This window comes from Solibacillus silvestris, assembly GCF_051967575.1.
Lineage (GTDB): Bacteria > Bacillota > Bacilli > Bacillales_A > Planococcaceae > Solibacillus > Solibacillus silvestris_B.
On sequence record NZ_JBQCJW010000036.1, the window covers coordinates 14382 to 38530 of the forward strand.

General features: G+C 40.3%; 23 protein-coding genes. 14 read left to right on the top strand and 9 right to left on the bottom strand.

All coding sequences use genetic code 11. The annotated features are described in order from the left end of the window. Positions 1–89 precede the first annotated feature (89 nt). The 3 genes from ACTHOQ_RS16230 (at position 90) to ACTHOQ_RS16240 (ending at position 2538) form a co-directional block, all read left to right on the top strand. On the top strand, positions 90–428 hold the full coding sequence (locus ACTHOQ_RS16230; protein ID WP_440497194.1) for a DMT family transporter: 339 nt from the start codon (positions 90–92) through the stop codon (positions 426–428). Next, positions 428–742, top strand: a complete 315-nt coding sequence (locus ACTHOQ_RS16235; RefSeq protein ID WP_440497195.1) for a DMT family transporter — start codon at positions 428–430, stop codon at positions 740–742. Before ACTHOQ_RS16230 ends, ACTHOQ_RS16235 begins: the two co-directional genes overlap by 1 nt. A 380-nt stretch (positions 743–1122) precedes the next feature. Beyond that, complete coding sequence (locus tag ACTHOQ_RS16240; protein WP_440497196.1) at positions 1123–2538, top strand: purine-cytosine permease family protein; 1416 nt, start codon at positions 1123–1125, stop codon at positions 2536–2538. Between the two features lie 208 nt (positions 2539–2746). Here the strand turns inward: ACTHOQ_RS16240 and ACTHOQ_RS16245 are convergent, their stop codons facing one another. Beyond that, positions 2747–3334, bottom strand: a complete 588-nt coding sequence (locus ACTHOQ_RS16245) for a TetR/AcrR family transcriptional regulator (RefSeq protein ID WP_440497216.1) — start codon at positions 3332–3334, stop codon at positions 2747–2749. Positions 3335–3550: 216 nt separating this feature from the next. On the opposite strand from ACTHOQ_RS16245, the gene ACTHOQ_RS16250 reads away from it, so the two are divergent. Then, the gene (locus ACTHOQ_RS16250; protein ID WP_440497197.1) at positions 3551–4288 is read left to right on the top strand and encodes an SDR family NAD(P)-dependent oxidoreductase; all 738 of its coding nucleotides are present in this window, start codon (positions 3551–3553) and stop codon (positions 4286–4288) included. Between the two features lie 330 nt (positions 4289–4618). Further along, positions 4619–6013, top strand: a complete 1395-nt coding sequence (dacB, locus tag ACTHOQ_RS16255) for a D-alanyl-D-alanine carboxypeptidase/D-alanyl-D-alanine endopeptidase (protein WP_440497198.1) — start codon at positions 4619–4621, stop codon at positions 6011–6013. 99 nt (positions 6014–6112) lie between these two features. Here the strand turns inward: dacB and ACTHOQ_RS16260 are convergent, their stop codons facing one another. Continuing rightward, complete coding sequence (locus tag ACTHOQ_RS16260) at positions 6113–6697, bottom strand: helix-turn-helix domain-containing protein (protein WP_440497199.1); 585 nt, start codon at positions 6695–6697, stop codon at positions 6113–6115. 124 nt (positions 6698–6821) lie between these two features. Next, positions 6822–7460, bottom strand: a complete 639-nt coding sequence (locus ACTHOQ_RS16265; protein ID WP_440497200.1) for a GntR family transcriptional regulator — start codon at positions 7458–7460, stop codon at positions 6822–6824. 218 nt (positions 7461–7678) lie between these two features. Between ACTHOQ_RS16265 and ACTHOQ_RS16270 the strand changes: the two genes are divergently transcribed. From ACTHOQ_RS16270 to ACTHOQ_RS16305, 8 genes are all read left to right on the top strand, one after another. Next, positions 7679–8611, top strand: coding sequence for a phosphate/phosphite/phosphonate ABC transporter substrate-binding protein (locus ACTHOQ_RS16270; protein ID WP_440497201.1), 933 nt, complete (start codon positions 7679–7681; stop codon positions 8609–8611). Beyond that, complete coding sequence (gene phnC / locus ACTHOQ_RS16275) at positions 8611–9483, top strand: phosphonate ABC transporter ATP-binding protein (protein ID WP_440497202.1); 873 nt, start codon at positions 8611–8613, stop codon at positions 9481–9483. Before ACTHOQ_RS16270 ends, phnC begins: the two co-directional genes overlap by 1 nt. Positions 9484–9485: 2 nt before the next feature. Then, positions 9486–10283, top strand: a complete 798-nt coding sequence (phnE, locus tag ACTHOQ_RS16280) for a phosphonate ABC transporter, permease protein PhnE (RefSeq protein WP_440497203.1) — start codon at positions 9486–9488, stop codon at positions 10281–10283. Positions 10284–10294: 11 nt separating this feature from the next. After that, on the top strand, positions 10295–11092 hold the full coding sequence (locus ACTHOQ_RS16285) for a PhnE/PtxC family ABC transporter permease (protein WP_440497204.1): 798 nt from the start codon (positions 10295–10297) through the stop codon (positions 11090–11092). A gap of 11 nt (positions 11093–11103) precedes the next feature. Beyond that, entirely contained in the window at positions 11104–11868 is a 765-nt protein-coding gene (locus ACTHOQ_RS16290) for a tyrosine-protein phosphatase (RefSeq protein WP_440497205.1), read from the top strand. A gap of 229 nt (positions 11869–12097) precedes the next feature. Then, positions 12098–13228 carry a DUF418 domain-containing protein gene (locus ACTHOQ_RS16295; RefSeq protein WP_440497206.1) on the top strand — a complete coding sequence of 377 codons (1131 nt, stop codon included), beginning with the start codon at positions 12098–12100 and terminating at the stop codon, positions 13226–13228. Between the two features lie 99 nt (positions 13229–13327). Next, the gene (locus ACTHOQ_RS16300) at positions 13328–13840 is read left to right on the top strand and encodes an RNA polymerase sigma factor (protein WP_440497207.1); all 513 of its coding nucleotides are present in this window, start codon (positions 13328–13330) and stop codon (positions 13838–13840) included. After that, positions 13824–15026: a hypothetical protein gene (locus ACTHOQ_RS16305; protein ID WP_440497208.1), complete on the top strand. Its 1203-nt coding sequence runs from the start codon at positions 13824–13826 to the stop codon at positions 15024–15026. The genes ACTHOQ_RS16300 and ACTHOQ_RS16305 overlap by 17 nt, the downstream gene beginning before the upstream one ends. An 811-nt stretch (positions 15027–15837) precedes the next feature. Here ACTHOQ_RS16305 and ACTHOQ_RS16310 read toward each other — a convergent pair. Genes ACTHOQ_RS16310 through ACTHOQ_RS16320 form a run of 3 tightly spaced genes read right to left on the bottom strand, consistent with a single transcriptional unit; the run spans position 15838 to position 18340 of the window. After that, complete coding sequence (locus ACTHOQ_RS16310) at positions 15838–16629, bottom strand: ABC transporter permease (RefSeq protein ID WP_440497209.1); 792 nt, start codon at positions 16627–16629, stop codon at positions 15838–15840. After that, positions 16619–17362, bottom strand: coding sequence for an ABC transporter ATP-binding protein (locus tag ACTHOQ_RS16315; RefSeq protein ID WP_440497210.1), 744 nt, complete (start codon positions 17360–17362; stop codon positions 16619–16621). The genes ACTHOQ_RS16310 and ACTHOQ_RS16315 overlap by 11 nt, the downstream gene beginning before the upstream one ends. After that, positions 17363–18340, bottom strand: a complete 978-nt coding sequence (locus tag ACTHOQ_RS16320; protein ID WP_440497211.1) for an ABC transporter substrate-binding protein — start codon at positions 18338–18340, stop codon at positions 17363–17365. A 142-nt stretch (positions 18341–18482) separates the two neighbouring features. On the opposite strand from ACTHOQ_RS16320, the gene ACTHOQ_RS16325 reads away from it, so the two are divergent. Next, positions 18483–19097: an NUDIX hydrolase gene (locus ACTHOQ_RS16325; RefSeq protein WP_440497212.1), complete on the top strand. Its 615-nt coding sequence runs from the start codon at positions 18483–18485 to the stop codon at positions 19095–19097. A gap of 71 nt (positions 19098–19168) precedes the next feature. On the opposite strand, the gene ACTHOQ_RS16330 is transcribed toward ACTHOQ_RS16325, so the two are convergent. From ACTHOQ_RS16330 to ACTHOQ_RS16340, 3 genes are all read right to left on the bottom strand, one after another. Then, positions 19169–19405: a hypothetical protein gene (locus ACTHOQ_RS16330; protein ID WP_440497213.1), complete on the bottom strand. Its 237-nt coding sequence runs from the start codon at positions 19403–19405 to the stop codon at positions 19169–19171. A gap of 147 nt (positions 19406–19552) precedes the next feature. Continuing rightward, positions 19553–21544, bottom strand: coding sequence for a methyl-accepting chemotaxis protein (locus tag ACTHOQ_RS16335; protein WP_440497214.1), 1992 nt, complete (start codon positions 21542–21544; stop codon positions 19553–19555). A 767-nt stretch (positions 21545–22311) separates the two neighbouring features. Beyond that, a complete protein-coding gene (locus ACTHOQ_RS16340) occupies positions 22312–23799 on the bottom strand; it encodes a carboxypeptidase M32 (RefSeq protein WP_440497215.1) in 1488 nt (495 codons plus the stop codon). Positions 23800–24149: the final 350 nt, after the last annotated feature.

Genomic DNA, 24149 nt, shown 5'->3' on the forward strand with positions numbered 1-24149 from the left:
TTCTTCCAGGCTTTTTTATTTTGGCTGAAATAAGTGGTATAGCTTGAAATGAACGCAACGAACAGGACAATTAGAAGGAGTGGATGAAAATGAAATATTGGTTATTGGTAGTGGTCGCAGCGGTGTTCGAAGTTGGTTGGGTAATCGGCTTAAAGCACGCTGCAGCACCATTGGAATGGGGCGGCACAGTGATTGCAATCATTGTGAGCTTCGGGATATTGATTTATGCGAGCGGTGTGCTGCCGGTCGGGACAGTATATGCGGTGTTCGTAGGGCTTGGTACGTTCGGAACGGTAATCGGTGATATGGTGCTGTTCGGAAGTCCGGTCGAGCCACTGAAAATTTTATTTATTTTCACTTTATTAGCTGGTGTCATTATGCTGAAGCTTGCGACACCGGATGGCAATGGAAAGGAGAGTGAGCAGTAATGGCATGGATTTATTTAATTTTAGCGGGTTTATGTGAAATGATGGCAGTCGGTTTTATGGGCAGACTGCAGCAGCAAAAGAATACTTCGTCATTTGTTTTATTAGTTCTTGGCTTTACTGCAAGCTTTTTTTTCCTGAGCCTTGCTATGAAGGTGCTTCCGATGGGATTAGCCTATGCGATCTGGACAGGGATCGGGGCGGCAGGGGGCGCGATTTTAGGAATTGCTTTGTACAATGAACCGAAGAATGCGCTGAGAATTACAGCAATCACTTTAATTATCGGTAGTGTAATTGCGCTGAAATTGATTTCTTAATATGCTTTCAAACCAATCTCGCCAAGCTGAATGCAGTGTGGGATTGGTTTTCTTTTGTGCTCTTTCTGCTGTAGTTTGTCCTCATCCGGCGAAGCGCTTTTTCAAGGAATAAGAACAAAATCGTAATAGTTCTTTAGAACGACTTGAAGCGAGAAGCCCAAAATTTCAATAATATTATGCTAAAATAAGAAACAGAGCAATAATATCTGCTCCAACATTTGTCTGAGCGGTAAAAGGACACTTCCTTTTTTATCTCTCGTGAATGGATGAAATGCTGCTGATTTTCCGTAACCGCCCTTTCCCTTGAAATATTAACCCAACTACCCCTGCTATTCTTTTGAGACAAAAAACATAATTAAATATTGAAAGGATTTGATTGAATGAGATCTGGTATTACTGCAGATCAAAGTTTAAGAGAACGAGACTTATATCATAAAGAAGCAACTAGTGATTTTACTTTTGACCGTGTCCCGCGTGAAGAACGCAAAATGGGATGGGTAAGTATCACTAATATTACATTTGGCATCGCAACTGCCATTTTCTACTTCCAAATGGGGAGCGTCATGGCATTACAGTTTGGAGCTGTCAATGCGCTCATCTCGGCAGGCTATGCCATTATTGTCGCAGGAATCCTTGGAAGCATCATTGTTTATCTATCGGCTAAGTCCGGCATGAACGTCAACTTATTATCCCGCGGAGGGTTCGGTTATATCGGGGCCTCACTAACCTCATTAATTTACGCATCAAATTTTATTATGTATTGTGCATTTGAAGGTATGATTTTAGTCGCTGCAGTTCATGCATTTTTCCCGGCGATTCCGATCTGGCTTTTAATTGTATTCTTTGGTTCCTTAGTGATTCCATTAAACTGGTTTGGCATTAAACAATTGGACAAACTCCAAAAATGGTCATTGCCGATTTTCGGAATCTTCCTGATTTCAGCAATTGTCATTGCGTTCAATCACCCATCGCTTTATACCGGAAATTTCTGGACCTATATGCCCGAAGGTGTCCAAATCGGCGGCACGGCATTGCTGTTATGCATAGGAATGCAACACGGTATTATGGGATTGACTGCATTGATAGCTTCAGATTACGCACGTTTCTTAAAACCGAAAGATTTAAAAATCGGTTCAATTGCCATTGGTTTTATTCCGCAAATTTTCTGTTTTGGCGTGATGGGCGGCCTTGGTATTTGGTTCGGGATCAAATTCAGCGAATCGAACCCTGGTGTTTATATTGTTACATTGTTAGGGCTAGGTGGTGTGCTATTTACAGTGCTTACACAGGTCCGCATTAACATAACGAATATTTACAGCAGCTCGCTTTCCCTGTCGAACTTTTTTGAAAACATGTTTGGCTTTAAACCGGGACGCCGTTTTTGGGTAGTGGTGGGAGGTGTCATCGCAATGATTTTGATGCTTGGCGGTATTGTTGATCATCTCCAAGTTGCCATGACTTTTCAAGGTGTTGCATTGATGAGCTGGGCATCGGTTTTGGTAACAGAAGCACTTGTTATTAGGAAATGGCTGAAAATCGGTCCGCCCTATTATGAATCAAGACAAGAAAATTTATATAAATGGAATCCGGTTGGTGTTCTGGCATTGATTATACCAACTGTGACTGGAACGATTGCGGCCCTTGGATATATGGGCACATTCCTGCAAAATACAGCCGCATTCTTCGCCGCATTCATGGCAGCGATTTTGACTGTCATCCTAGGGATAGCGACAAAAGGGCGTTATTATATAAAGAAAGAAGCAAATGATATTCCGAAAGAGGATTGGATTGGTTAAGCAAACCTTTTAAATGCGATTTTAAATAAAGAATATATATAAGAGTAATTTAAGATTCTTCCGACAAATAGTTCAATAATGTAAAGGCCTCTAAACTCTAGCTGTAAGTTTAGAGGCTTTTCTATACATATTAATAAACACCATTACATATATTTATCGTTCAACTGTTTTTTAGGCATGTATGCTTTCACAACAAAGGGCACCTCTATTATTTTCCGACATATTCAAATGAATAAATATGTGTTTTTGACAATGCGATAACCTCTTCGATAAATTCCTCTTGGGATTCTTTAAAACCATTGTTAATCCAATTTTGAATCAAACCATAAAACCCATAGGCAGTATAACGTTTAAAGTAATCCATATTTACAGGTATGTTATTAATTGTATGGAACTCGAATTGCTGCTGGTAAATTTTTAAAATCGTTTGAGGAAATTTTGTATGTAATCCAGGTAAGGTATCGTCATATTTGATCAGTTCAAAAAAGTTCCGGTTCTCGTATATAAAAGCAATAATATTAAAGGATAGAGTATTGAGTTTGGTTGTATGCAGTTTTTGTCCGGGCACATACGGTTTTCCTACTGAATCTTCCAACATTTGCAACATCGTTTCAAGCAGATCATCAGCCAATTGAATTTTATCTTGGTAGTGTACATAAAACGTGCTCCGATTATAAGATGCTTGATTGACAATATCTTTTACAGAAATAGTGTGGTAGCCATTCTTCTTTATAAGCTCGATTAAGGCGAATTTAAAATGTTCTTTTGTGCGATTTTTTCGTTTGGTTGTGCCCATTTGGTTATTTTCCACGAAAATCCCTCCATGTTAAAAAGACAAAATAATAACAAGTGTCTACCAATTGTACATTTTACAATATTCTAATGATTGTTGTATCGATAGGAAATGCTAAAATTGAATTGTGAACAAAATAGCACGCATTTTCGGTATTTTATATTAAAATTAACTTAAATGTGCATGCTTTCTATAAACATTATAATGGAGGAATAGAAGATGGGTAAATTACAAAATAAAGTAGCAATCATCACTGGCGGCGCATCAGGTATTGGCGCGGCGACAGCAAAATTATTCGTTTCAGAAGGCGCGAAAGTGGTGCTTGTCGATTTAAACGAAGAAAAAGGAAAAGCCTTCGAAGCAGAGTTGAAAGCGCTTAACGCAGGAGCATTATTTGTGAAAGCGAATATTACAAGCGAAGAAGAAGTAGCAAATATTTTCAAACAAACAATTGAAGCATTCGGCAAAGTGGATGTTGTATTTAACAATGCGGGTATTGGTCGTGTATTTCCTTCACATGAGCTGGAATACTCAGAATGGCGCAATACAGTGAATGTGGACTTGGATGGCGTGTTCTTAGTGGCACGCGAAGCAATCCGCGAAATGCTGAAATCCGGCGGTGGCTCAATCATTAATACTGCTTCAATGTATGGGTGGGTTGGTTCACCTGGATCTGCAGCATACAATGCGGCAAAAGGTGGCGTAATCAATTTAACACGTTCACTTGCACTTGAATATGCAGAGCAAAATATTCGTGTGAACTCGTTATGCCCGGGCTTCATCGACACACCAATTATTCCGGAAGAAAGCAAGCAAGCGCTGGCTTCAATGACACCGATGAAGCGTCTTGGACAAGCAGATGAGATGGCGAAAGCTGTATTATTTATGGCAAGCGATGATTCCTCATTCATGACTGGCAACAGCTTAACTGTTGATGGTGGATATACAGCTCAATAATCGATGGTTCAAAGCGTACTTTCATTTTGGAAGTGCGTTTTTTTAATTTGGTGGGAGGGGGCTGTTTTTATTAGAACAGTTGAACAGGATATTAGAAAAGTGTTGCCGATATTAGCAAATTTCAAAGTGATATTAGAACAAAGCGGACTCTTTTTAGAACAATGGAAGGATATATTAGAACATCGGAGTTTTATTAGAACAAATAAAAATATATTAGAACAATTCCATATATATTAGAAAATCTCGCACGCTTAAAATCTTGCTAACCGTAAATAAATATTTCTGTTAAAATGAATTTACAGTAAATTCTAACAATTCGGGGGGCTACTTATGGAGGAGATTCAAGAGAAGAATTTAAACAGTACTACAATCGCGAAATTGGACCAAGTAGTGGAAACAATTTTAGGGCAGGATAAGGCAACAGTTACGCTGCGGGACCGGATTTCTGGAGAGATTCTTTATACATACCGGGGGGATTGTTTAATGCGGCCGGCTTCCAATATGAAAATCCTGACGGGGGCGGCTGCAATAGCGGAGCTTGGGCTGGATTACCGATTTAAAACAGAAATTTATATCGACGGAGATCTTGAAGGCAATACGTTGAACGGGGATATTTATATAAAAGGCTACGGTGACCCAACAATAAATGAGGCAACACTTAAGTATTTCACTGAAGAATTATGGCAGTACGGCATCCATCATATAAAGGGCAGGTTAATCGGGGATGATACATATTTTTCAGGGGATACATTGCCTCCAGGTGTCGATGAGGAAGGGGAAACCCATTATTACGGCGCCCGTATTTCGCCTATTACGATGTCGCCGAATGATGATTTTGATGCGGGCACAATTATCGTGGAGGCAACCGCCGGAAATATCGGGGAAAAGCCGATATTTAATGTCATCCCGCATTTAAGTGGACTGCAAATTTCTAATGAAGCACAAACAGTAAACAAAAATGCTGAAATCACATTAGAAATCCGCCGCACTAATAATACAAATCAAATCGTGATTACAGGCGAAATACCAGAAGGAGAAACGGTAAAAGTTTGGGTGTCCCATCAGGATCCTGTGAAAAACACGTTGCTGTTTTTCAAAGAATTATGCGAAGATGCAGGCATCCGCTTCGAACTGAAAGATACCATTGCAAGCGGTATGACGCCAAACCATGCAAAACTAATATACACACACGATTCTCGTTCAATCGCCGAGATGTTTTCAATCTTTATGAAACTGAGCAATAACAGCATCGCCGATATTTTCCTGAAAACGATGGGGAAACGAAAACATGGAATAGGTGATTACGAGCATGGCCTGCGAGTAGTGCGCGCCTATTTGGAAAAGCAGAAAATTGATTTTGCGACATGGCAATTTGCTGATGGTTCAGGCCTATCGCATAATAACCGTCTGCATTCAAATGGTATATCCGAGCTTTTGTTCGCGTTGCAGGAAGAACCGTATTTCGAGAACTTTTTCAATTCACTGCCTGTTGGAGGGAATACAAACAGATTAGTTGGCGGGACATTAAAAGAACGTTTTCTAGAGCCCGAATTACAACAGCGAATCTTCGCTAAAACAGGCTACATTCATGAAGTAAATACATTATCAGGCTATGTAACCGGTAAGAGCGGGCGAGACTATATTTTCTCGATCATGCTTGAAGGAAGGGAAGAGGGGATTCCGTTTTTGGATGAAGGGTTAAAGGCGATTATTGATGTAATATAAAGATTCATTCCTATCAATTCAGAGCTTGTTAAAAAATAGCCTCCAATTATCAGCTATAGTCTAATAGTTGGAGACTTTTTATAATTGAAAGCATAGTTCTTAAATATACTGATAAAACAATCCATCGCGTGTATCAAACCAAATCAGTTTTCCATGTTTTTTCTTTGGAATTGTTGCTTGTAATGCCCATTCAGGGAATTGTTTGTATAATTGGATTTGATCCCCTGTTGCCAGTGCGATAAATGATACGTAATGGTCTTTCGTCATAGGGTGATCTGTTGAAATCGACCATTGCATATCGATTTCCTCTACTTTTAATTTCTGTTCCTCTGTGGCTTTTGCTGCGACTAAAGGCTCTAGTTTCCGTCCGCAGCATGAAACCGTAAAATTCCCTGTTGCTAAACCGATATTCGAGCAGCTTGGACAAACATAATAGCTTGAATTTTTCATATTGCCTCCTACCAAATCATTTTGGTTTATTTCACCTGTCAGTAAATTTTCTATTTGAATGTCAAGGAGGGTTGCGAGTTGAGGAAGAAGTGTAATATCGGGACATCCGATGCCTCGTTCCCATTTCGAAACTGTGCGATCCGATAAAAACAGCGCATCTGCTAATTGCTTTTGTGTCATGCCCTTCCCTTTACGCAATGTATAAATTAATTGGCCAATTTTTTCATTATCCATTCGTTTCCCTCCTACTTCTTTAGCTTAAAAGGAATGATGGTGAAACACAACAAACGGAGAGTAGAGTCGGTGAGCGGAAAGCCTGGCAGCTGTACTCTCCTGCCAAATGAAAAATAAAAATTTCCTATTCATGGCGCAGCACCATATATTTTTTCTTCGCGATCTCTAAATGCCCATACAATAGCTGAGGGATTTGTTCGTAATCATTTTTTTCAATCTTTTCGAATAGCTTCTTCGCCAATTCAAAGGATGTGTAAAAAGTTGTATCTGGATTTTTCTTATGGTTGACAATGCCTGTCCATTTAATTTTCTCGGAGGTTTCGTCAAAAATATGCACCATCGCTCCGTTTTTGGTTGTTTTTATTATTTCCCTTATGAATAAAAAATAATAAGTCATATATTTCGTGTAGTCTTCTTTTAAAATAGCTTGCTCAATTTCTTTTAGTAACTGTTCAAGCAATAGCTGGTTCAATTTCACATTCCCTTTTTTAACGAGCTCTATTGTATGAATAATAAAGCTGTTAATGACATCATTGAACTCATATACCTCTTTTAATGTAATGTTATTTACAAATACGCCTCTATTTTTAACAATCGAAACAAAACCTTCACGTTCTAAACGAGTTAAAGCTGATCGGATAGGTGTACGGCTCATCGATAAATCGGAAGACAATTCGTTCTCTGAAAGTACATCCTCAGGCAAATATTCCGCTAGTACAAGCTTCTTTTTTAAGATTTCATAAGCCTTATCAGCTAATGACATGTAAATATTCCCCTTTGCAACAATATTTGTTAAAGAAATATTGTTATGATACACGAATCGATATAAAATGTAAACTTTCCGGATTTCCATTACATTAACAATTATTTACCTGCTATTTATTGCTCGTTAATATTCAAGTTTTAACTTTAAAGTGCGAGTTGCGAAACTAACTTGTATACAACTTGTATAACTTTTAGAGACGAGGAGCGAAAAGACGAATGAAAAAGTTTTCGAAGGTTTTAGCTTTAGCGGGAATGGTTACGATGTTAGCTGCATGCGGAAAGAGCGATAATACAAAAGATGCCGCTGCGAGCGAACAACAGTGGCCTGAAAAATTAACTTTAGTACAAATGCCTAATGAAAACGATCCAACCGTCACACAATCGATGCATACACAATTACGTGAGCACTTATCCGAAGAATTGGGGATCGAAGTTGTTGAACACCAAGGCGGAAGCTATGCGGTTGGAATTGAAGCTTTAGCAAGCGGAAATTTGGACGTACTGCTGGCAACGCCTATGAGCTATTATCAGGCAAATAAAGTGGCAGACGCCGAATTATTAGTGACACCAGCATTCCCGGAAGGAGTGTTCAAATATTATACATCATTCATTACTCATGCAGACAATGATGAAATCAATTCATTGGCAGATTTAAAAGGAACGAATTTTGCCTTCGTAAATGCGGCATCGTCCTCTGGTTATTTATATCCGAAAGGTACGTTAGTGCAAGAATTAGATTTAGATTCAAATCGCATTGAACAGTCTGGCTACTTTTTCGAAAATGTGACATTCTCGGAGTCACATCCAAACAGCGTAATCGGGGTGGCAATGGGAGATTTTGAAGCCGCAGCTGCTGCTAGAGCGGTCATCGATAGTTTAATTGAAGTCGGCCAAATTCAAGAAGATGACATTAAAGAAATCGGGCGCTCAATCGATATTCCGGATCCAAGCTATATTGTTCGCGGAAATTTGCCGGATGACTTCGTCGATGCTTTGCGGGAAGCTTTCTTGTCATTTGATAACGAGGAATATTTTGAAGCAATCCACGGTGATAAAACGGTTCGTTTCCAAGCGACGCCTGAAAACTTCTATGAAGACAGCATCGAAATGCTAAGTAAAATAAATGCTTTGGAAGAGGATGCGGAATAATGAAAAAGCCGTTACTATCCATTAAAAATTTGACGAAGGTTTATGGTCAGGGGACAAAAGCATTAAATGGTGTGTCAATCGACTTTTATCCAGGCGAATTCATCGTGGTCATCGGTCCATCAGGTGCGGGTAAATCGACATTCATCCGTTGTATAAACCGTTTGGTCAATCCGACAAGCGGCGAAATCGTTTTCGATGATGTCCATTTGGAATCGTTAAATGCCCGTATATTAAGAAGGGAACGTGCAAAGATCGGCATGATTTTTCAGCATTATAATTTAGTCGGCCGTACAAATGTCATCAAAAATGTTTTGCATGGGCAGCTTTCCAATACACCGATATATAAAAGCTTGTTTGGCCTGTATAAAGAAGAGGATAAGCAGGAAGCGGTCACATTACTAAAAAAAGTTGGCTTAGAGGAACAAATGTATAAACGTGCAGACGCTTTATCTGGCGGACAAATGCAGCGTGTAGGAATTTGCCGTGCTATTTTGCAAAGGCCGAAGCTTCTGCTGGCGGATGAACCGATTGCCTCACTGGACCCTTTGTCTGCCAATACAGTAATGCAGCAATTGCGCGATATTTCGGAGGAACGTCAATTGACATGTGTTGTGAATTTGCACCAGGTCGATTTTGCGCGCAAATTTGCTACTCGCATTGTTGGGATCAAAGACGGACGAATTGTGTTTGATGGTCCGCCTTCAAAATTGACGGATACCATTGTCAGCAATATTTATAAAGGAAAAGAGCATCAAATGACACTAAAGCAGGCGGATGAGCGATTGCCATCTCCTGTAAAAGAAGCGGTAGCTATTATGCACCATAAGGAAGAGAACGAAAAAAACAAAGAATATTCAACGATAGGAAAATGAATATGAACAAAATCGAATCAATGCCTATTCAGTTAGTCGAAAGCAAATCAAGAAAAAGTCTTTATGCCGGTTTGGCTATTGTTGCCGGTATGGCGCTCAGCATTTTCTATTTAAATATTTCAGCGGGTGACATATTGCTCGGCTTGCCGAAGTTTATAAGTTTTTTCTTTGAGAAGTTTTTGCCGGCAACTTTTGATAATGTCTGGAGTTATTTTCCCACTGTTCTTGAAACATTGGGATATGCGGTCATTGCCACCTATTTTTCAACATGTATTGCTTTTTTCATCGGCTTATTGATGTCGGAAAATACGAATAAATTCAAGGCTGTGCGCTATGCTGTCCGCGGAGCTGTAACGATTATCCGCAACATCCCGTTCGTTATTTGGGGTGCATTGCTAGTATATGTTTTCGGTATCGGAGGATTAGTCGGGATTTTGGCGCTCATTTTTGTGACGATTGGATTTTTAGGGAAAAGCTACGGGGAAGCGATTGATGAAATATCAGGGGATAAATTGGAGGCATTGCGTGCAAATGGCGCAAGCTATATTCAAATTATTTGCCATGGTGTCATCCCGCAATTTATTCCTGCATGGATCAATTGGACGATTTTCTCATTTGAAATAAATGTCCGTGCTTCTGTCGTGCTTGGGTTAGTAGGGGCTGGGGGAATCGGTGTATTAATCGATACAAATATTAATCTCTTCCGCTATGACCAGGCAATGGCGATTATTATTATCGTTGTGCTCATAGTGCTATGCGCAGAATTTATTACGAATCAAGTGCGGAAAATGGTGTCGTAGGAGGGATGAAGATGGAAAAAATCAGTGTTACTAATAAAGGGAGCACACGTAAAGGCATCGGGATTGCGATTAGTTTAATAGCTGTTTTTCTTCTCGCCATAAATTTGGTGAATATCGATTTTGAAAAATTCTTTAAACGTTTGCCGAATGCACCCGAAGTAATAGCGCGTATGATGGCGATCGATGTATCCATTTTGCCGGCTGTTTTTAAAAATATCGGGATTAGTTTGGCACTCGCATTTTTAGCGCTCGTCATGTCGGTCATGGCTGCATTTATCATTAGCTTATTTGCAGCGAACAATATTGCGCCAAACCGCTACATGGCATGGCTGATAAAAGGTTTTTTTGCTGTTGTGCGGGCCGTTCCTTCGCTTGTATGGGGGCTTATGGTCATCGCGAGCTTAGGCTTCGGGAATAATGCTGGATTTTTAGCGATTTTTATTCCATCGGTTGCTTACTTGGTGAAAATGTTTGTCGGTTCTCTTGAAGATGTCGGAACAGATATCGTGGAAACGATGAATGCAACGGGTGCCTCATGGTGGAATCTCGTTTTCCATGGTGTGCTGCCTTTAGCTATTACAGGAATTGCTTCATGGGTGGCGCTGCGATTCGAGGGGAATATTGAGGAATCGATTAGCCTGGGAATTATCGGGGTCGGCGGAATTGGCCTGCTCCTCACTCAGTCAATTAATTCCTATAATTACGCGCAGACAACAACAATTGTCATCATTATTTGTATTTTACTGATCAGCATTGAAGTATTTATAACAAAATTCAAGCAAACGATCAAACACGGAAAACAAGCATAGGAGTGGGGAATATGAAAAATGCACAATTAAATTGGGTAAGACTGCCTTTGAAAGGGGTGGAAAATTGCCGTGAATTGGGAGGGTATAGTACATCTGAAGGGCAGCAGACGGCATGGCATACGTTTTTGCGCTCAAGTGATTTAAATGCATTAACAAATGAGGATATCCAATTTTTGGAACAATATGGTGTGAAGCATGTCATCGATTTGCGTTCTTCGGATGAGATTGAAAAAACGCCAAATCCTTTAGCGGCGACAACATTTAACTCTTATATTAATATTCCGGTAATTCATGCGGATGTTTCAAATACAGTGTTTTCTGATACAGGCTCTACATTAGGGGATCTATATATTGAGCTATTAAAAAATAGCAAGGGAATTACCGATGTATTGAAATCGATTGCTTCTAAGGATGGCGCGACATTGTTCCACTGTGCAGCCGGCAAGGATCGTACAGGTGTTATTGCGATGCTGTTACTAGGTTTGGCGGGTGTGGCAAAGAAAGATATCGTCACAAATTATGAAGTGACATATTCGAATATCGAGCAGCTGAGGGCAAAATATGCCGCTCATATGCATATGTATAAAAATATGAGTGAAGAGATGATTTTTTCTAAAAGCGAGTATATTATACAGGCATATAATTATTTAATCGATAACTATGGCGGCATGGAAAGTTATGTGAGGCAGCTCGGATTGACAGAGGAAGAGATTCAGAATATCAAAAATCGGTTTATATTCGATTATAAAGAAAAGAAAGATACAATTAGAATATAAATAGTTTTGCGCAATCACTCATGAATAATAAAAATCGCTATGAAAACCTGCCAGCTCCGGTTTTCATAGCGATTTTTGCTGAATGACATATATAAGGATATCGATTGCTCAGCGGAAAATTTATTGGAAGTAAGTAAAATGGAAAGTTAATTCCTTTTTCCTACGATATTCATCGGGCATTTCCGAAACTTATTCACCTTCCATCCGTAAAATAAGTTGGAGGTGCATGATGAAGAAAAGAATTGAAGCGCTAGATGCATTAAGGGGATTTTCGTTGCTAGGTATCTTAATAGCGAATATGCTGTATTTCCAATATGGGGATATGACATTAAATACAATCGAGCCGACGACATGGTGGGATAATGCTGCATTTTACTTCACGAAAATATTTGTGGAGGCCTCATCGTATCCGATTTTTGGATTTTTATTCGGGTATGGGGTTATCTTATTTGTCCGGGCATTGGAAAATCGGGACTTGAAGACACGCGGACCTTTATGGCGACGGGCGATCGGGTTAATAATCTTAGGAAGCTTACATATTGCATTTGTATGGGACGGGGATATTTTATTGACGTATGGGGCAGGTCTTATCATCATTATGCTGTTCATTAAGCGCAAGGTGAAAACATTGCTGATTTGGGCATCTGTATTAGCGGTGCTGATGGCCCCTATTTTAATATTTAAAACCGATGTTTTGGCGCTTGCGGGATTGGAAGAGACAGCGGCCGTTTTAGCGGACGGCACTTATTGGGAAGTAATGCAGCAGCGGATCGGGGTAGTGGAGGGGATGCCATTTATCTTTGTTTTAATAAGCTTGCCGATTGCGTTTTGTTTTATTGCGTTGCTATCCTTTTTCACAATTGGTCCTTTTGTGCTGCTAGGGATGGCAGCAGCAAAAACGGATTTCTTTACACATATCGGGACAAAAACAAAGCTCTTAAAACGGTTGGCGCTTCTTGTCCCAATAGGCTTGGTGTGTAAATCGTTTTTATATTCGGATCATTTCGCAGGGAAACTGATTTATGGTGCAGGGACATATTTACTTGCGCTTGGCTATATTGCATTGTTTACGCTTATTTATTTAGCGAAGCATGAAACGAAGCTTGCACAGGCATTTGTCAGTATGGGCCGTTTATCGTTGACGAATTATTTAATGCAATCGCTTATTTTCACGACAGTTTTCTACGGTTACGGCTTTGGTCTGTTCGGAAAGCTCGGCGTGGCAATTGGATTGCTGCTGGCGGTCGCTGTGTATGTCTTGCAGCTTTATATTTCGAACCTTTATACAAGGCATTTTTCAATCGGACCGGTCGAATGGCTGCTTCGGAAATTTGTTTATTTGGGGAATGGCCGAAGTTAATAGGAATGGGAGCGCTGCTAAAATTAGTGGCGCTTTTCTTTTTTTGAAACTATTTTGGAAATGCGAAGGTCTAACGGTTGGAAGGGGGTTGTGATCAGTTTGCAAAAATTTGAAGACATATTGCATACACATGGCGATTATATAGTACGCCTATGTTATACATATACGAAAGAGTGGCAAATGGCCGAGGATTTGACGCAAGAAACGTTTTTGCGCTTTTATGAGGCACAGGAAAAATTCCGTTATGAAGCGGATGTGAAAACGTATTTATACCGGATTGCGGTCAATCGCTGCAAAACATATTTGGCGAGCTGGCGGTATAAGCAAACACAGCTCATGCAGCTTGGTCAAAAGCTGATCGCCAAAGAGGACGTCGCCTTGCAAGTGGAGCAAAAAGATGAATCGATGCAGCTATACGAAAAAATAAAAAAGCTTCCTGTGAAATATCGGGAAGTGCTCGTATTTTATCATTATCTGGATTGGACGATAGCACAAATCGCACAGCTGCTAGGTTGTTCGGAAAATACAGTGAAAACAAGGTTAAGGCGAGGAAGGCAACAGCTTGGCCAATTACTGGAAAAGGGAGGCGCGATGGATGGACCCGATTACTAAAGCATTAACAGACGAGCTGGACGGCAAACAGCTATCACAAAAAGCGAAACAGGAGATTTTAGCGGCAAAGCCTCGTAAAAGAAGAAATTTCATCTCGCAAATCACAGCGTTTTGCATATGTGCAGTCGTATTATTTTTATTGATTACGAATACGGAAAAAACGCCTCCGCAAATGACCGCAGCCAATTCCATGCTCGGTCCTGTCGATGAAGCTATTTTACAATATTTTAATAACGAAGCCCCAAAGCTGCAAACCGAGCTGGAAAAAAGGGAGGATTCCCTTCAAAACGGCGATGCCTATTTAATACGCCTTGCGCTTGAGCGAAATAGCACAGTATTTTATGGAGATTCTTCATTAACGCCAAAAGACCGTTTCTTAATAAGCGAGCTATTGCATTATATGCAGGAAGCGATTTGGCATAATAATATACGGATGGAAGTTAAACATGTCCAAACGATTAAACAGCTTGTGGAAGCAGCGCCGGTTCTTATTTCGAAAATGAAGCCGTATGTTGAAATCCCTTATATGAAAATAGCGGAGGAGAAAAATCGCCAATGGAATTTTTATTCATTCGATACGGCAAAATGGGTATCGTATTTTGCTGTTTTAGCAATGCTCCTCGCAGCCATTGTTTATTTATTTAAAAACAACCATCGCATTATCGGTGCACTTGTAATTTTCTTGGCTGTCGCATCCTTTTCACAGCCATTCTGGAAGCCTTTCAAAGACGTGACTGCATACGACGAAAAAACATTCATTCAAGTTGTAGAACGCGGATTAAAAGAGATGAATATAAAAGTTACCGGCCGGCCTGAGCTTCAATATGCCGCATCGATCCATAAAACGAGAACAGCCCTTGTCTCCTTTGAAGACGGAATGTCGGTGCTGGCCGTGTTCAAATATGAAAATGGCCAATATATAAAGCAAGGAATGACATGGCACTCAGGAAAAATCTTCAGTGAAAATACTTTTGATAAGGAAGGGGATGAAAATATCGTCGTTTCTGCCATTGCATTTAAATCAGGGCATAATGTAATAAAATTCCGGATTCGCCATGAAGATGAAATCATAGCCGAAACATTGCTCTCACAACAAAAACCGATGATTGTCTATTTCAAAAAACAGCAGGAAACTTCGAGTATGCAATATGAATTTTTGGATGAAAACGGGGAATTGGCGCAATGATCAACAAGAAAAAAATGCCGCACTTGCATCGGGCTAAGTGCGGTTTTTTAGTGTTAAGAAAACTCTAGATTTTGGCATTGGGGATAACTTTACAAAAAAGTGTTGTCCCCGTCCAGGCAAACCGCGCCAACTCCTGCACCATGAGACCCCTCTGTGCAAAAGGAGGGTACTGAAAAACTGCGGTTATGTATAAACCCATTACATTTTTAATAAAAGCTTCCTCTCATTCGCGTTTGCTGTTAGAGATTTTGTGGCTCTCAATTAAGTGATGAGAAAATAAGCGGAGATTTTCCGCTTATTTGCGCAAGAGGGCTCATTTCTGGGGGAATAAGCGGAGATTTTCCGGTTATCCAAAGGAAAATCCTTCATTTCCTTATTTTTCGAGTCAATAGGCGGAATTTCTCCTTCTATTTAGGCCATTTTTGATTGTATTTTTTAAATAAGCGGAATTTTTCCGTCTATTTATTAAAGAGGCACTTAAACAGATCTCCCAACCGTTAATAGCGGCCCTCTTTTCATCCCAGTTGCGGGAATCAGCCTCTACTTCACCAGCTTGCCGCTTCGCTTAAAATACACTTGGATTTCCCCGGGGATATTCAGCTAGCGTATAAAATAAACAGACATAATTCCTGAAGAAACGAGTCCGATTGTTGTGCCAGTAGAAAATCTGTTAATTGAAATGGAAGTCCTTAATAAAGAAGACAGATTTTCAGTGCCCTCTGCAAAAGTGGTAGACCGTTTACTTTTGCGTCGGGTCCTCCAATGTCTGTCGGAGTTGAACGGACCTTTTAGCGCTTTTGTTCAGAAATTTTCACTTTTCCAATACTTTCCGTTCGATAAACTCCACTCCCTTATACATGACAGTGGCAAGCACGATAATAATAAGGAGCGATAAAAATACGAGCGTAAAGTTAAATATCTGGAATCCGGAAATGATTAAATAGCCAAGTCCGCTCGATGATACTAAAAACTCCCCGACGATGACACCGACCCATGATAAACCGACATTCACCTTTAATGTTGAAATAATTGTCGGGGTGGAGGCCGGAAGAATTACATGACGAAATGTTTCATATTTCGTTGCGTGAAATAGCTGCATCACCTTTACGTAATTTTCATTTACTTGCTGAAATGCCGAAAAAATGACGATCGTCGAAATAATAACGGAAATCAATACACCCATTACGAGTACTGCGAGCATATTCGGACCGAAAATAACGAGGATGATCGGTCCAATCGCCACTTTCGGCATCGCATTCAAGACGACAAGATACGGATCCATCACACGCGCAACAGTTTTCGAAGACCATAGGAAAATCGCAAGCAATGTCCCGAGAAGTGTGCCGAGCAAAAAGCCGACGACCGTTTCAAACAATGTAATGGCAATATGCGGGAAAAGCGTCCCGTCAGTTATTTTCGTAATGAATAGACTCCCCACCGCGCGCGGGCTGCTGAAAATCAGCGGATCGAGTATACGGAAATGTGTAGTGATTTCCCAAAATAGAAGAAGGCCGAGAAGGAGCAAAAACTGGAATGCGAAAATTTTGCGCTTCTCATGTTGCTGCTGCTGTTTAAATTGCTGTTGAAGCTGTTCAATCTTCATCCGTATCAAGCTCCTCCCATATTTCTTGGAACAGCACTTGAAAAGCAGGGGCGTTCCGGGCTTCAAAAGGTGTCAGTTCGCGAATTTCCTGTGGAATGATAAAACTTTTTACAATTGTCCCAGGCCGTGCGCTAAAGATGAACACTTTGTCGCTCATCGCAATTGCCTCGCTAATATCGTGTGTGACTAAAATCGTCGTCGTTGAAAACTGTTTTAGAGTATCAGCCACAAAGTTTTCCAATGTTAATTTTGACCGGAAATCGAGCGCGGAAAAAGGCTCATCCAGTAAGAGCAGTGCAGGTTTGACAGCAAGCGTCCGTGCAAGAGCAATACGTTGGCGCATCCCCCCTGAAAGCTGGGGAGGGAATAGCTTTTTCGTATGGGACAACTGGAACTGCTCCAGCAATTCATCGACGATTTCACGGTTTTCCTTTTTTAAAATCGTCAACCCGAGTGCGACATTATCCTCAATCGTCTTCCAAGGAAATAAAAAATCCTGCTGGAGCATATAGCCAATTTCCACATTTTGCCCGGCAAAGTGAATCGTCCCATTTGTTGGCTCCATCAGTCCCGCCAGTAAAGAAAGGAGTGTCGATTTTCCGCAGCCGCTTGGTCCGAGAAAGGAGACAAATTCACCTTCTGCGACCGTGAAGTTCACCTGTTCAAGGGCGGTTGTCGCCTGCTGCTCTGTAAAAAAGTGATGTGACAGGTTTTTTGCTTCTAAAAATGCCATTTACTTCACAACCGCATCAGCAAACGACCGATTCACAAGCTCGCTATAGGAAGGCTCGAACTCCAAAACCCCTGCCTCAGTCATAACATCAAGCAAATTTTGGAACTCCTGTTCATCAATAATCGGATCCTTTGCAAAAGATTCCTGATCACGGTACCGTGTCACAACTTGCTCAATAATCGATTGCTCTGTATCTTCAAAATAAGGGGCGATTGCTTTTGCCACTTCTGCGCTTGATGCTTCATACACCCATTTCTGAGCTTTATATAGCGCAGTCGTGAAGCTGTTCATTAATTTTTCTTCATCGAATGTGCTTTCTTTTGTCATAAACACCGTATACGGAATTGCACCGAGCTCTTCACCGAAGGACGCCACAATTTTCCCGATGCCCTGTTCCTCAAAAATGCTTGCAGTTGGTTCGAAAAGCTGTACATAGTCTCCCGTCCCGGAAGCAAAAGCATTCGCGATATTGGCAAAATCAATGTTTTGAATAAGTGTTAAGTCATTATCCGGATCAATGCCATTCTTCTTCAGTACGAATTCTCCCGCCATTTGGGGCATGCCGCCTACACGCTGTCCTAAAAACGTGCTGTCTTTTAAAGCATCCCAACTGAAGTTCACATCTTTATCGCGCGCTACTAAAAACGTGCCATCTGTTTGTGTGAGCTGTGCGAAATTGACAACGGCATCATTCGGATTTTGGCCAGCTACATAAATTGATGTCTCTGCCCCGATTAACGCAATATCGATGCCATCCGATAAAAGTGCCGTCATTGTTTTATCTCCACCGGGAATGGTAGAAAGCTGAATCGACAAGCCTTCCTCTTCAAAAAAGCCTTCTTCAATGGCTGCATAAAGAGGGGCATAAAAAATAGAACGTGTAACTTCACCAACTTTTACTTCCTGCAAATCCTTTTGACCACAGCCGACTAATAACAGTAAAAGCCCAAAAAGAAGGGCGGTACGAAGCCATTTCATCTGGTCATCCTTTTCTCTGATAGTATTGTAGTATCGTATGCAGCAAGGATGTGAGAGGTGTTCCCTATGATTTTCCATTTCGCTATGCTGAAGGGTTCATGGTACGATAAAGGTAATTATTTGTTGTAAGGTGGAGAATGTCATGTTTTTAAATCATTTGAAAGGACAGCTTGCAAAACCGCAACCATTGTTTTTAGGGGAAGAGACGGCTTTCCGCTCGGCGGTGCTTATTCCCCTTGTTGAAAAAGAGGGGGAGTGGCATGTATTGTTTGAAGTGCGTGCCCTCACGATGCGAAAACAGCCTGGGGACATAAGCTTTCCTGGCGGGAAAATTGATGAGGCCGATGCTTCCCCGCTTGCGGCAGCATTACGTGAAACGCATGAAGAGCTGGGAGTTGACCGTCAATCGATTCAAATATTAGGCAATTTAAGCCCGTTCGTAGCCTCGCCAGCCTTTGTCGTATATCCATTTATCGGGATCATTGAGCAATCGGAGCTAACTATGTTTAACAAAGATGAAGTGGAGGAGTTGTTTACCGTCCCGCTAAATTGGCTGCTGACACATGAGCCATACGTTCATTTTGTCCCGTTTGAACCAAAGCCATCTGTTGATTTTCCATATGATAAAATTGCGAACGGCGAAAATTACGAGTGGCGGACGAGCCGGATGGAAGAGTGGTTTTATGAATATGGGAACTATACAATATGGGGATTAACGGCACGGCTATTAAAGCACTTTGTCGAAAAATTGAAATAAGAAAAAAAGGCGTCTTTCCATCGATTGGAGGCGCCATTTCTTTTCGGGAAAATATGCGTAAGCGGGCAGCGTTAAACTGGCAGTTGGAGTGATTGGTTCGTAAGGCTGTCGTTGATTTCACAGCATTGAGGGTCATCCAAATAAGCATCGACGATTATCATTTCTTCAAGTGTCAAGCTTTGTGCGACAGGAACATTGAGAGATCGGGTGAAGCATTCATACATGAATAGGATAAGCGTTTCGTTGTTTGTGCGAAAATGGAGTCGGCGACAGTCTTTTGACGTAATAATAATGGTGTAACGACTCATTCTATTCCCCCTTTGAATATCATTATAGTTTTGAATGAAATGATTGTAAATGTTATGTTCGGAAAATAGGAATTTGCGGCATTGAGATGGTAAAAGGGGAATAATAGGCGATTTCCCGTTTATAAAGTGGGAAATCGCCTACTCATATTAGTTTGTTTTAAACACGCTGACTTCTGTTAACAGGTCATCTACAATTGCCTCTAGTGCTTCCGCAGTTGCAGAGATTTCTTCGATCGAGCATAGTTGAGCTTCTGTAGAACTCGACACAGATTGCAATAATTGTTTCGATTTCGCGGAAATTTCCTCTACAACTTGAATATCTCCAACAACAAAGTCCCCATCTTTTGCTATTAAATGAGCGCGCTCCTGAATTTCAACAAGCTGTTCGGTTAAATTTTCGATGAAAGTTTTTACTTGCAGAAAGTTTGTTTCTGTTTGGGCAAACATTTCCAATCCTTTAGAAACTTCACCTAAGCTGTCGTGCATTGATTCAACCGATTTCGAAGATTCACGCTGGATTGCGGTAATAATCTCTTTTACTTGAATCGATGAGTTGTTCGTCTGCTCCGCTAATTTCCTTACTTCTTCAGCAACAACAGCAAATCCTTTTCCATGTTCTCCGGCACGAGCCGCTTCAATGGAGGCATTTAGTGCAAGCAAGTTTGTTTGATCTGCAATGGAAGTAATGACATTGACGATTTCATTAATTTCATTGGCATATGTATTCACTGTTGCGATATCGGAGGATAGACGATTGAATGTGCCCTCGATATTGGACATTTGCTGCTGTGTTGAAATAACGATATCATGCCCCACATCCGCAGCGTTCACCGCATTTTGCGCACTTGCTGTCACTTGGATCGTATTATCTGAAATCGAATGGATATTTTCCGAAACTTTGCGCAATGATTTAAAACTTTTCGAAAGCTTTTTCGATTGCTGATCAAAGCCTTCCTGTACATCATTCATCGCCAGTGCAATATGCTCGGATGCTTTCCGGTTTTCCGCCAATGTAGCGGATAGCTCCTCAGATGATGCCGAAATGACGGATGATTGCTCATGTATATGCTTAATAATGGATGACAGCATCTCGCCCATTTTATTGAATGATTGGCTAAGCATCCCGATTTCATCTTTTTTGTGAATCGTCAATTGTGTACGCAAATCGCCGGAACTCATAATACCAGCAGCCTCTGTAATTTGCTTTAAAGGTTTTGTGATCGAGCGGATAATGACTATTAAAAACAAGCCTAAAATCAATAATGATGCAATGACTACATAAAGAGTCGTTTTTAAAATAGGGTTCGTTGCCTCAGTGATTTCGGCTTTGAACATCGTACCGCCAATTTTCCAGCCCGTTAACTCGTTTGTTGCCACATACATTTGCTTGTCTGCGCCTTCAAATACATATTGAAACTTGCCCTGTTCGGTCGCCAGCATCTCAACTGCCCAATTCTCCGCTGAAACATCTGTCCCGCCCTCCAATGTCGGGTGGGCAATAATTGTTTTATTTGCCGTCATTAAAAATGGATAGCCTTGCTCGCCTACTTGTATACCATTGACAATTTCAAATAATGCATCCATTCCAAGGTTGGCGGCAAAAACGCCACTGCCATCTGCAAGTTGCTTCGATACTGTTACGACCCATTCGCCTGTAGAAGCAGATTGGTGAGGGGTCGCGATAATGTATTGTCCGGGATTACTCTCTGCTTCTTGGTACCATGGACGTGTTCGAGGGTCAAAATCGGGATTATTCATTAGTCCTAAATCAGGATATTGAATCATATCACCTTCTTTTGTACCGATAAAGGAAGATACGATACCTTGGCTTGTTTCAAAATATTGTTCCAATTGTGTCGATATAGGGGCCCAATCTTCAGCCTTCCAATCAGTCTGTTTGAAAACGCTTGCAAAGTATTCTACATCTTGCACAATTGGCGCAACATGCTTATCGATAAAATCATCGACGGAAGCGACACTTTGCAATTCGCTCGTATGAATTTTTGCTTCAATTTCACGTTTCGCCGAAAAATAGGAAGTGGAGGCGATTAATAGTGTAGGAATCAGTAATGCAATTAAAAATGCAAACCCCAATTTATAGTTGATCGAGGCGTTTAAAGCTGTCTTGTTCTTTTTCATGCCTAATTTCCCCCTAAAAAATCTGTTTTCTAGTACTTTTTATGTATCTCCTTTTATTATAAAATATTGTTATTTATTAGGCGACGAAATTATTGGATAATTTTAGAAATCGCTCGCAAATAATAAAATTTTGTGACATTTCTCTTATGAATGGAGAGGGATAAATAATATTCGGAAAAAAAGGATTAATTATAAGGTATTGTCCATTATTCTTATAAACATCTAGGATTTCATAAAAAAATAGCATATGATATAGGCAATGAAGAACTGGGAGGCTATTATGAAAGGGAAAAAGGCATTATACATAGGAGTTGGCTTAGTAATCGTAATTGCTTCAGCATTGGATGTTGTTTTTAAAGGATTAGGGTATCAACTACTGCAAAAACTGCTTTAAGGGGAAGCGAATGAGGCGTCCTTATAAAGAGAATTTCACGCTTTTTTATATTGTGAGTGGAGAAAGATTGATAGAATTGACTTTTTTATTAAAATTAAAAAGAATTATATTTTTTAACCTAATTTTAACCTTTGCTTTGTATAACTAAATTAGGTTATCCGGGAAGCAGAGTTGATCTCGCTCAAAGGATTTACTATAGGTTTCTCCACTTTTGCCCTTTCATTAAAGCTATTTCTAATGAAAGGGTCTTTTTGTGAAGTGAGATTCTATCCGTTTCTCATAAAATTCTTCCTTTAACTGTAGCCTTTTTAATTGAAGCGGTCTTTTTTTATTAAAGAAGCAACCCTTTGGAAAAAAAGGATTGCCTAAAATTTTATAAATTGTAGAGCTTTGTATACTTTTGCTGTAAATAATCAGCTAAATATTTTGCCGAAAGCGGCTCCCCAGTACCTTCCAAAATTAATTCGTTCGGCTTTTTCAATGCACCATATTGATGCACTTTTTCTGTTAACCAACGTTTAATCGGCGTTATATCGCCACTGTGTAACAGCTCGTCGAAATTTGGGATATCCTTATCCATTGCATGCTTCCACTGGGCTGCATACATGAAGCCAAGCGCATAGCTCGGGAAGTAACCGAAGCTGCCATCGCTCCAATGCATATCCTGAAGTACGCCTTCTGCATCGTTTTGGGGACGAATGCCCAAATATTCCTCATATTTTTCATTCCATACACGTGGCAAGTCTTCAGCTTGTAAATCCCCATTGAAAATTTCACGTTCAATTTCATAGCGAATCATAATATGAAGGGGATATGTTAGCTCGTCTGCCTCTATCCGGATAAGCGATGGTTCAGAATAATTGATTGCCTTCAAGAATTCCTCTACAGGCACACCGTTAAATTGCTCGGGCGAATGCATTTGTAAAATGGAATAATTTTGTCTCCAGAAATTCTCGTTTCGTCCAATGATATTTTCATAGAATAACGATTGAGATTCATGGATGCCCATTGAAGCACCTGTGGATAGTGGCAAGCCGTTCAATGACGAATCAATATTTTGCTCATATAAGGCATGCCCGCATTCATGAATAGTGCCAAATACAGCCGAACGGAAATCGCGCTCACTATATTTGGTAGTAATGCGAATATCCCCACTGTTCAAACCAATCATAAAAGGGTGTACAGTTTCATCTAAACGTCCTGCATCAAAGTCATAGCCAAGCTGTTCCAATAACTGTATTGAAGCTGCATGTTGCCCGCTCTTCGGGAAATGCTTAAACAATATGGCAGTGTCCGGCTTATTTGTTGATGATTCTATAGCCTTCACTAATGGGACAATCGCCGACTTAAGCTCCCCGAATAACTTGTCGAGCATATGTGTCGTCATATCCGGCTCATATTTATCCAGTAAAGTATTGTAAGCCGACCCATTTTTTAATCCCCAATATTGAATAAAGCGTTTTTGGTATTCGATGATTTCTTTCAAGTACGGTAAAAAAACTTGAAAATCTGCTTTTGCCTTTGCATCTTCCCAGGCCGATTCTGACTTTGCCTTTAAAATTGTATAGGCTTTAAATTCATCGGCAGGAATCTTTTTGGATTCATCATAGTTTTTCTTTACTTCTTCATAAAGGCGTCGTGTGACAAAATCTAAGGTTTCGTTTTCAAGCTTAGTGAGCATCATCCCGAGTTCATCGCTCGTTTGAAGAGCAAATAATTCTGCGGACAATGTTCCGATCACTTCCGCACGCTGCTCCAAACCTTTTCGTGGTGCTCCAGTGCGCATATCCCAATAAATGACCGAAAGTGCTTCTGAGTAATTTTGCATTTTTTTTACATAATCGATAAATGTTTGATTCATAATAGTTGTTTCGCTCCTTTCCAATTTATTATATATGGGAAATGGAAAAGTGTATAAAAGTTTTTAACAGAACATCTTTAAAAATATTCCTTGGAAATATATAAATAGGAAGGAACTAATAGAGAAAAAAATATTGAAAAAAAGTTTTTAAAAAGTGTTGACGGTTTATTAAAAGGAGTGTAATATTCTAATAGTCGTCAGCAACGAGCTGATAACAAAAGAGAAAAATGAACCTTGAAAACTGAACAAGCAACGTTAATGAAACAAGCTTCCTAAATGAAGCAAACAATAGATTTCAGCTTTTAGTTAAGCTGGATCGCTAGCAAAGCAAATGAGCTTTCAAACTACTT

Coding starts and splice junctions, on each gene's coding strand:
- ACTHOQ_RS16335 (WP_440497214.1), bottom strand. CDS start 21,544: ATGAAAAAGAACAAGACAGCTTTAAACGCCTCGATCAACTATAAATTG.
- dacB (WP_440497198.1), top strand. CDS start 4,619: ATGGAGGAGATTCAAGAGAAGAATTTAAACAGTACTACAATCGCGAAA.
- ACTHOQ_RS16285 (WP_440497204.1), top strand. CDS start 10,295: ATGGAAAAAATCAGTGTTACTAATAAAGGGAGCACACGTAAAGGCATC.
- ACTHOQ_RS16325 (WP_440497212.1), top strand. CDS start 18,483: ATGTTTTTAAATCATTTGAAAGGACAGCTTGCAAAACCGCAACCATTG.
- ACTHOQ_RS16240 (WP_440497196.1), top strand. CDS start 1,123: ATGAGATCTGGTATTACTGCAGATCAAAGTTTAAGAGAACGAGACTTA.
- ACTHOQ_RS16265 (WP_440497200.1), bottom strand. CDS start 7,460: ATGTCATTAGCTGATAAGGCTTATGAAATCTTAAAAAAGAAGCTTGTA.
- ACTHOQ_RS16250 (WP_440497197.1), top strand. CDS start 3,551: ATGGGTAAATTACAAAATAAAGTAGCAATCATCACTGGCGGCGCATCA.
- ACTHOQ_RS16260 (WP_440497199.1), bottom strand. CDS start 6,697: ATGGATAATGAAAAAATTGGCCAATTAATTTATACATTGCGTAAAGGG.
- ACTHOQ_RS16295 (WP_440497206.1), top strand. CDS start 12,098: ATGAAGAAAAGAATTGAAGCGCTAGATGCATTAAGGGGATTTTCGTTG.
- ACTHOQ_RS16340 (WP_440497215.1), bottom strand. CDS start 23,799: ATGAATCAAACATTTATCGATTATGTAAAAAAAATGCAAAATTACTCA.
- ACTHOQ_RS16230 (WP_440497194.1), top strand. CDS start 90: ATGAAATATTGGTTATTGGTAGTGGTCGCAGCGGTGTTCGAAGTTGGT.
- ACTHOQ_RS16310 (WP_440497209.1), bottom strand. CDS start 16,629: ATGAAGATTGAACAGCTTCAACAGCAATTTAAACAGCAGCAGCAACAT.
- ACTHOQ_RS16290 (WP_440497205.1), top strand. CDS start 11,104: ATGAAAAATGCACAATTAAATTGGGTAAGACTGCCTTTGAAAGGGGTG.
- ACTHOQ_RS16270 (WP_440497201.1), top strand. CDS start 7,679: ATGAAAAAGTTTTCGAAGGTTTTAGCTTTAGCGGGAATGGTTACGATG.
- ACTHOQ_RS16330 (WP_440497213.1), bottom strand. CDS start 19,405: ATGAGTCGTTACACCATTATTATTACGTCAAAAGACTGTCGCCGACTC.
- phnC (WP_440497202.1), top strand. CDS start 8,611: ATGAAAAAGCCGTTACTATCCATTAAAAATTTGACGAAGGTTTATGGT.
- ACTHOQ_RS16320 (WP_440497211.1), bottom strand. CDS start 18,340: ATGAAATGGCTTCGTACCGCCCTTCTTTTTGGGCTTTTACTGTTATTA.
- ACTHOQ_RS16305 (WP_440497208.1), top strand. CDS start 13,824: ATGGACCCGATTACTAAAGCATTAACAGACGAGCTGGACGGCAAACAG.
- phnE (WP_440497203.1), top strand. CDS start 9,486: ATGAACAAAATCGAATCAATGCCTATTCAGTTAGTCGAAAGCAAATCA.
- ACTHOQ_RS16315 (WP_440497210.1), bottom strand. CDS start 17,362: ATGGCATTTTTAGAAGCAAAAAACCTGTCACATCACTTTTTTACAGAG.
- ACTHOQ_RS16235 (WP_440497195.1), top strand. CDS start 428: ATGGCATGGATTTATTTAATTTTAGCGGGTTTATGTGAAATGATGGCA.
- ACTHOQ_RS16245 (WP_440497216.1), bottom strand. CDS start 3,334: ATGGGCACAACCAAACGAAAAAATCGCACAAAAGAACATTTTAAATTC.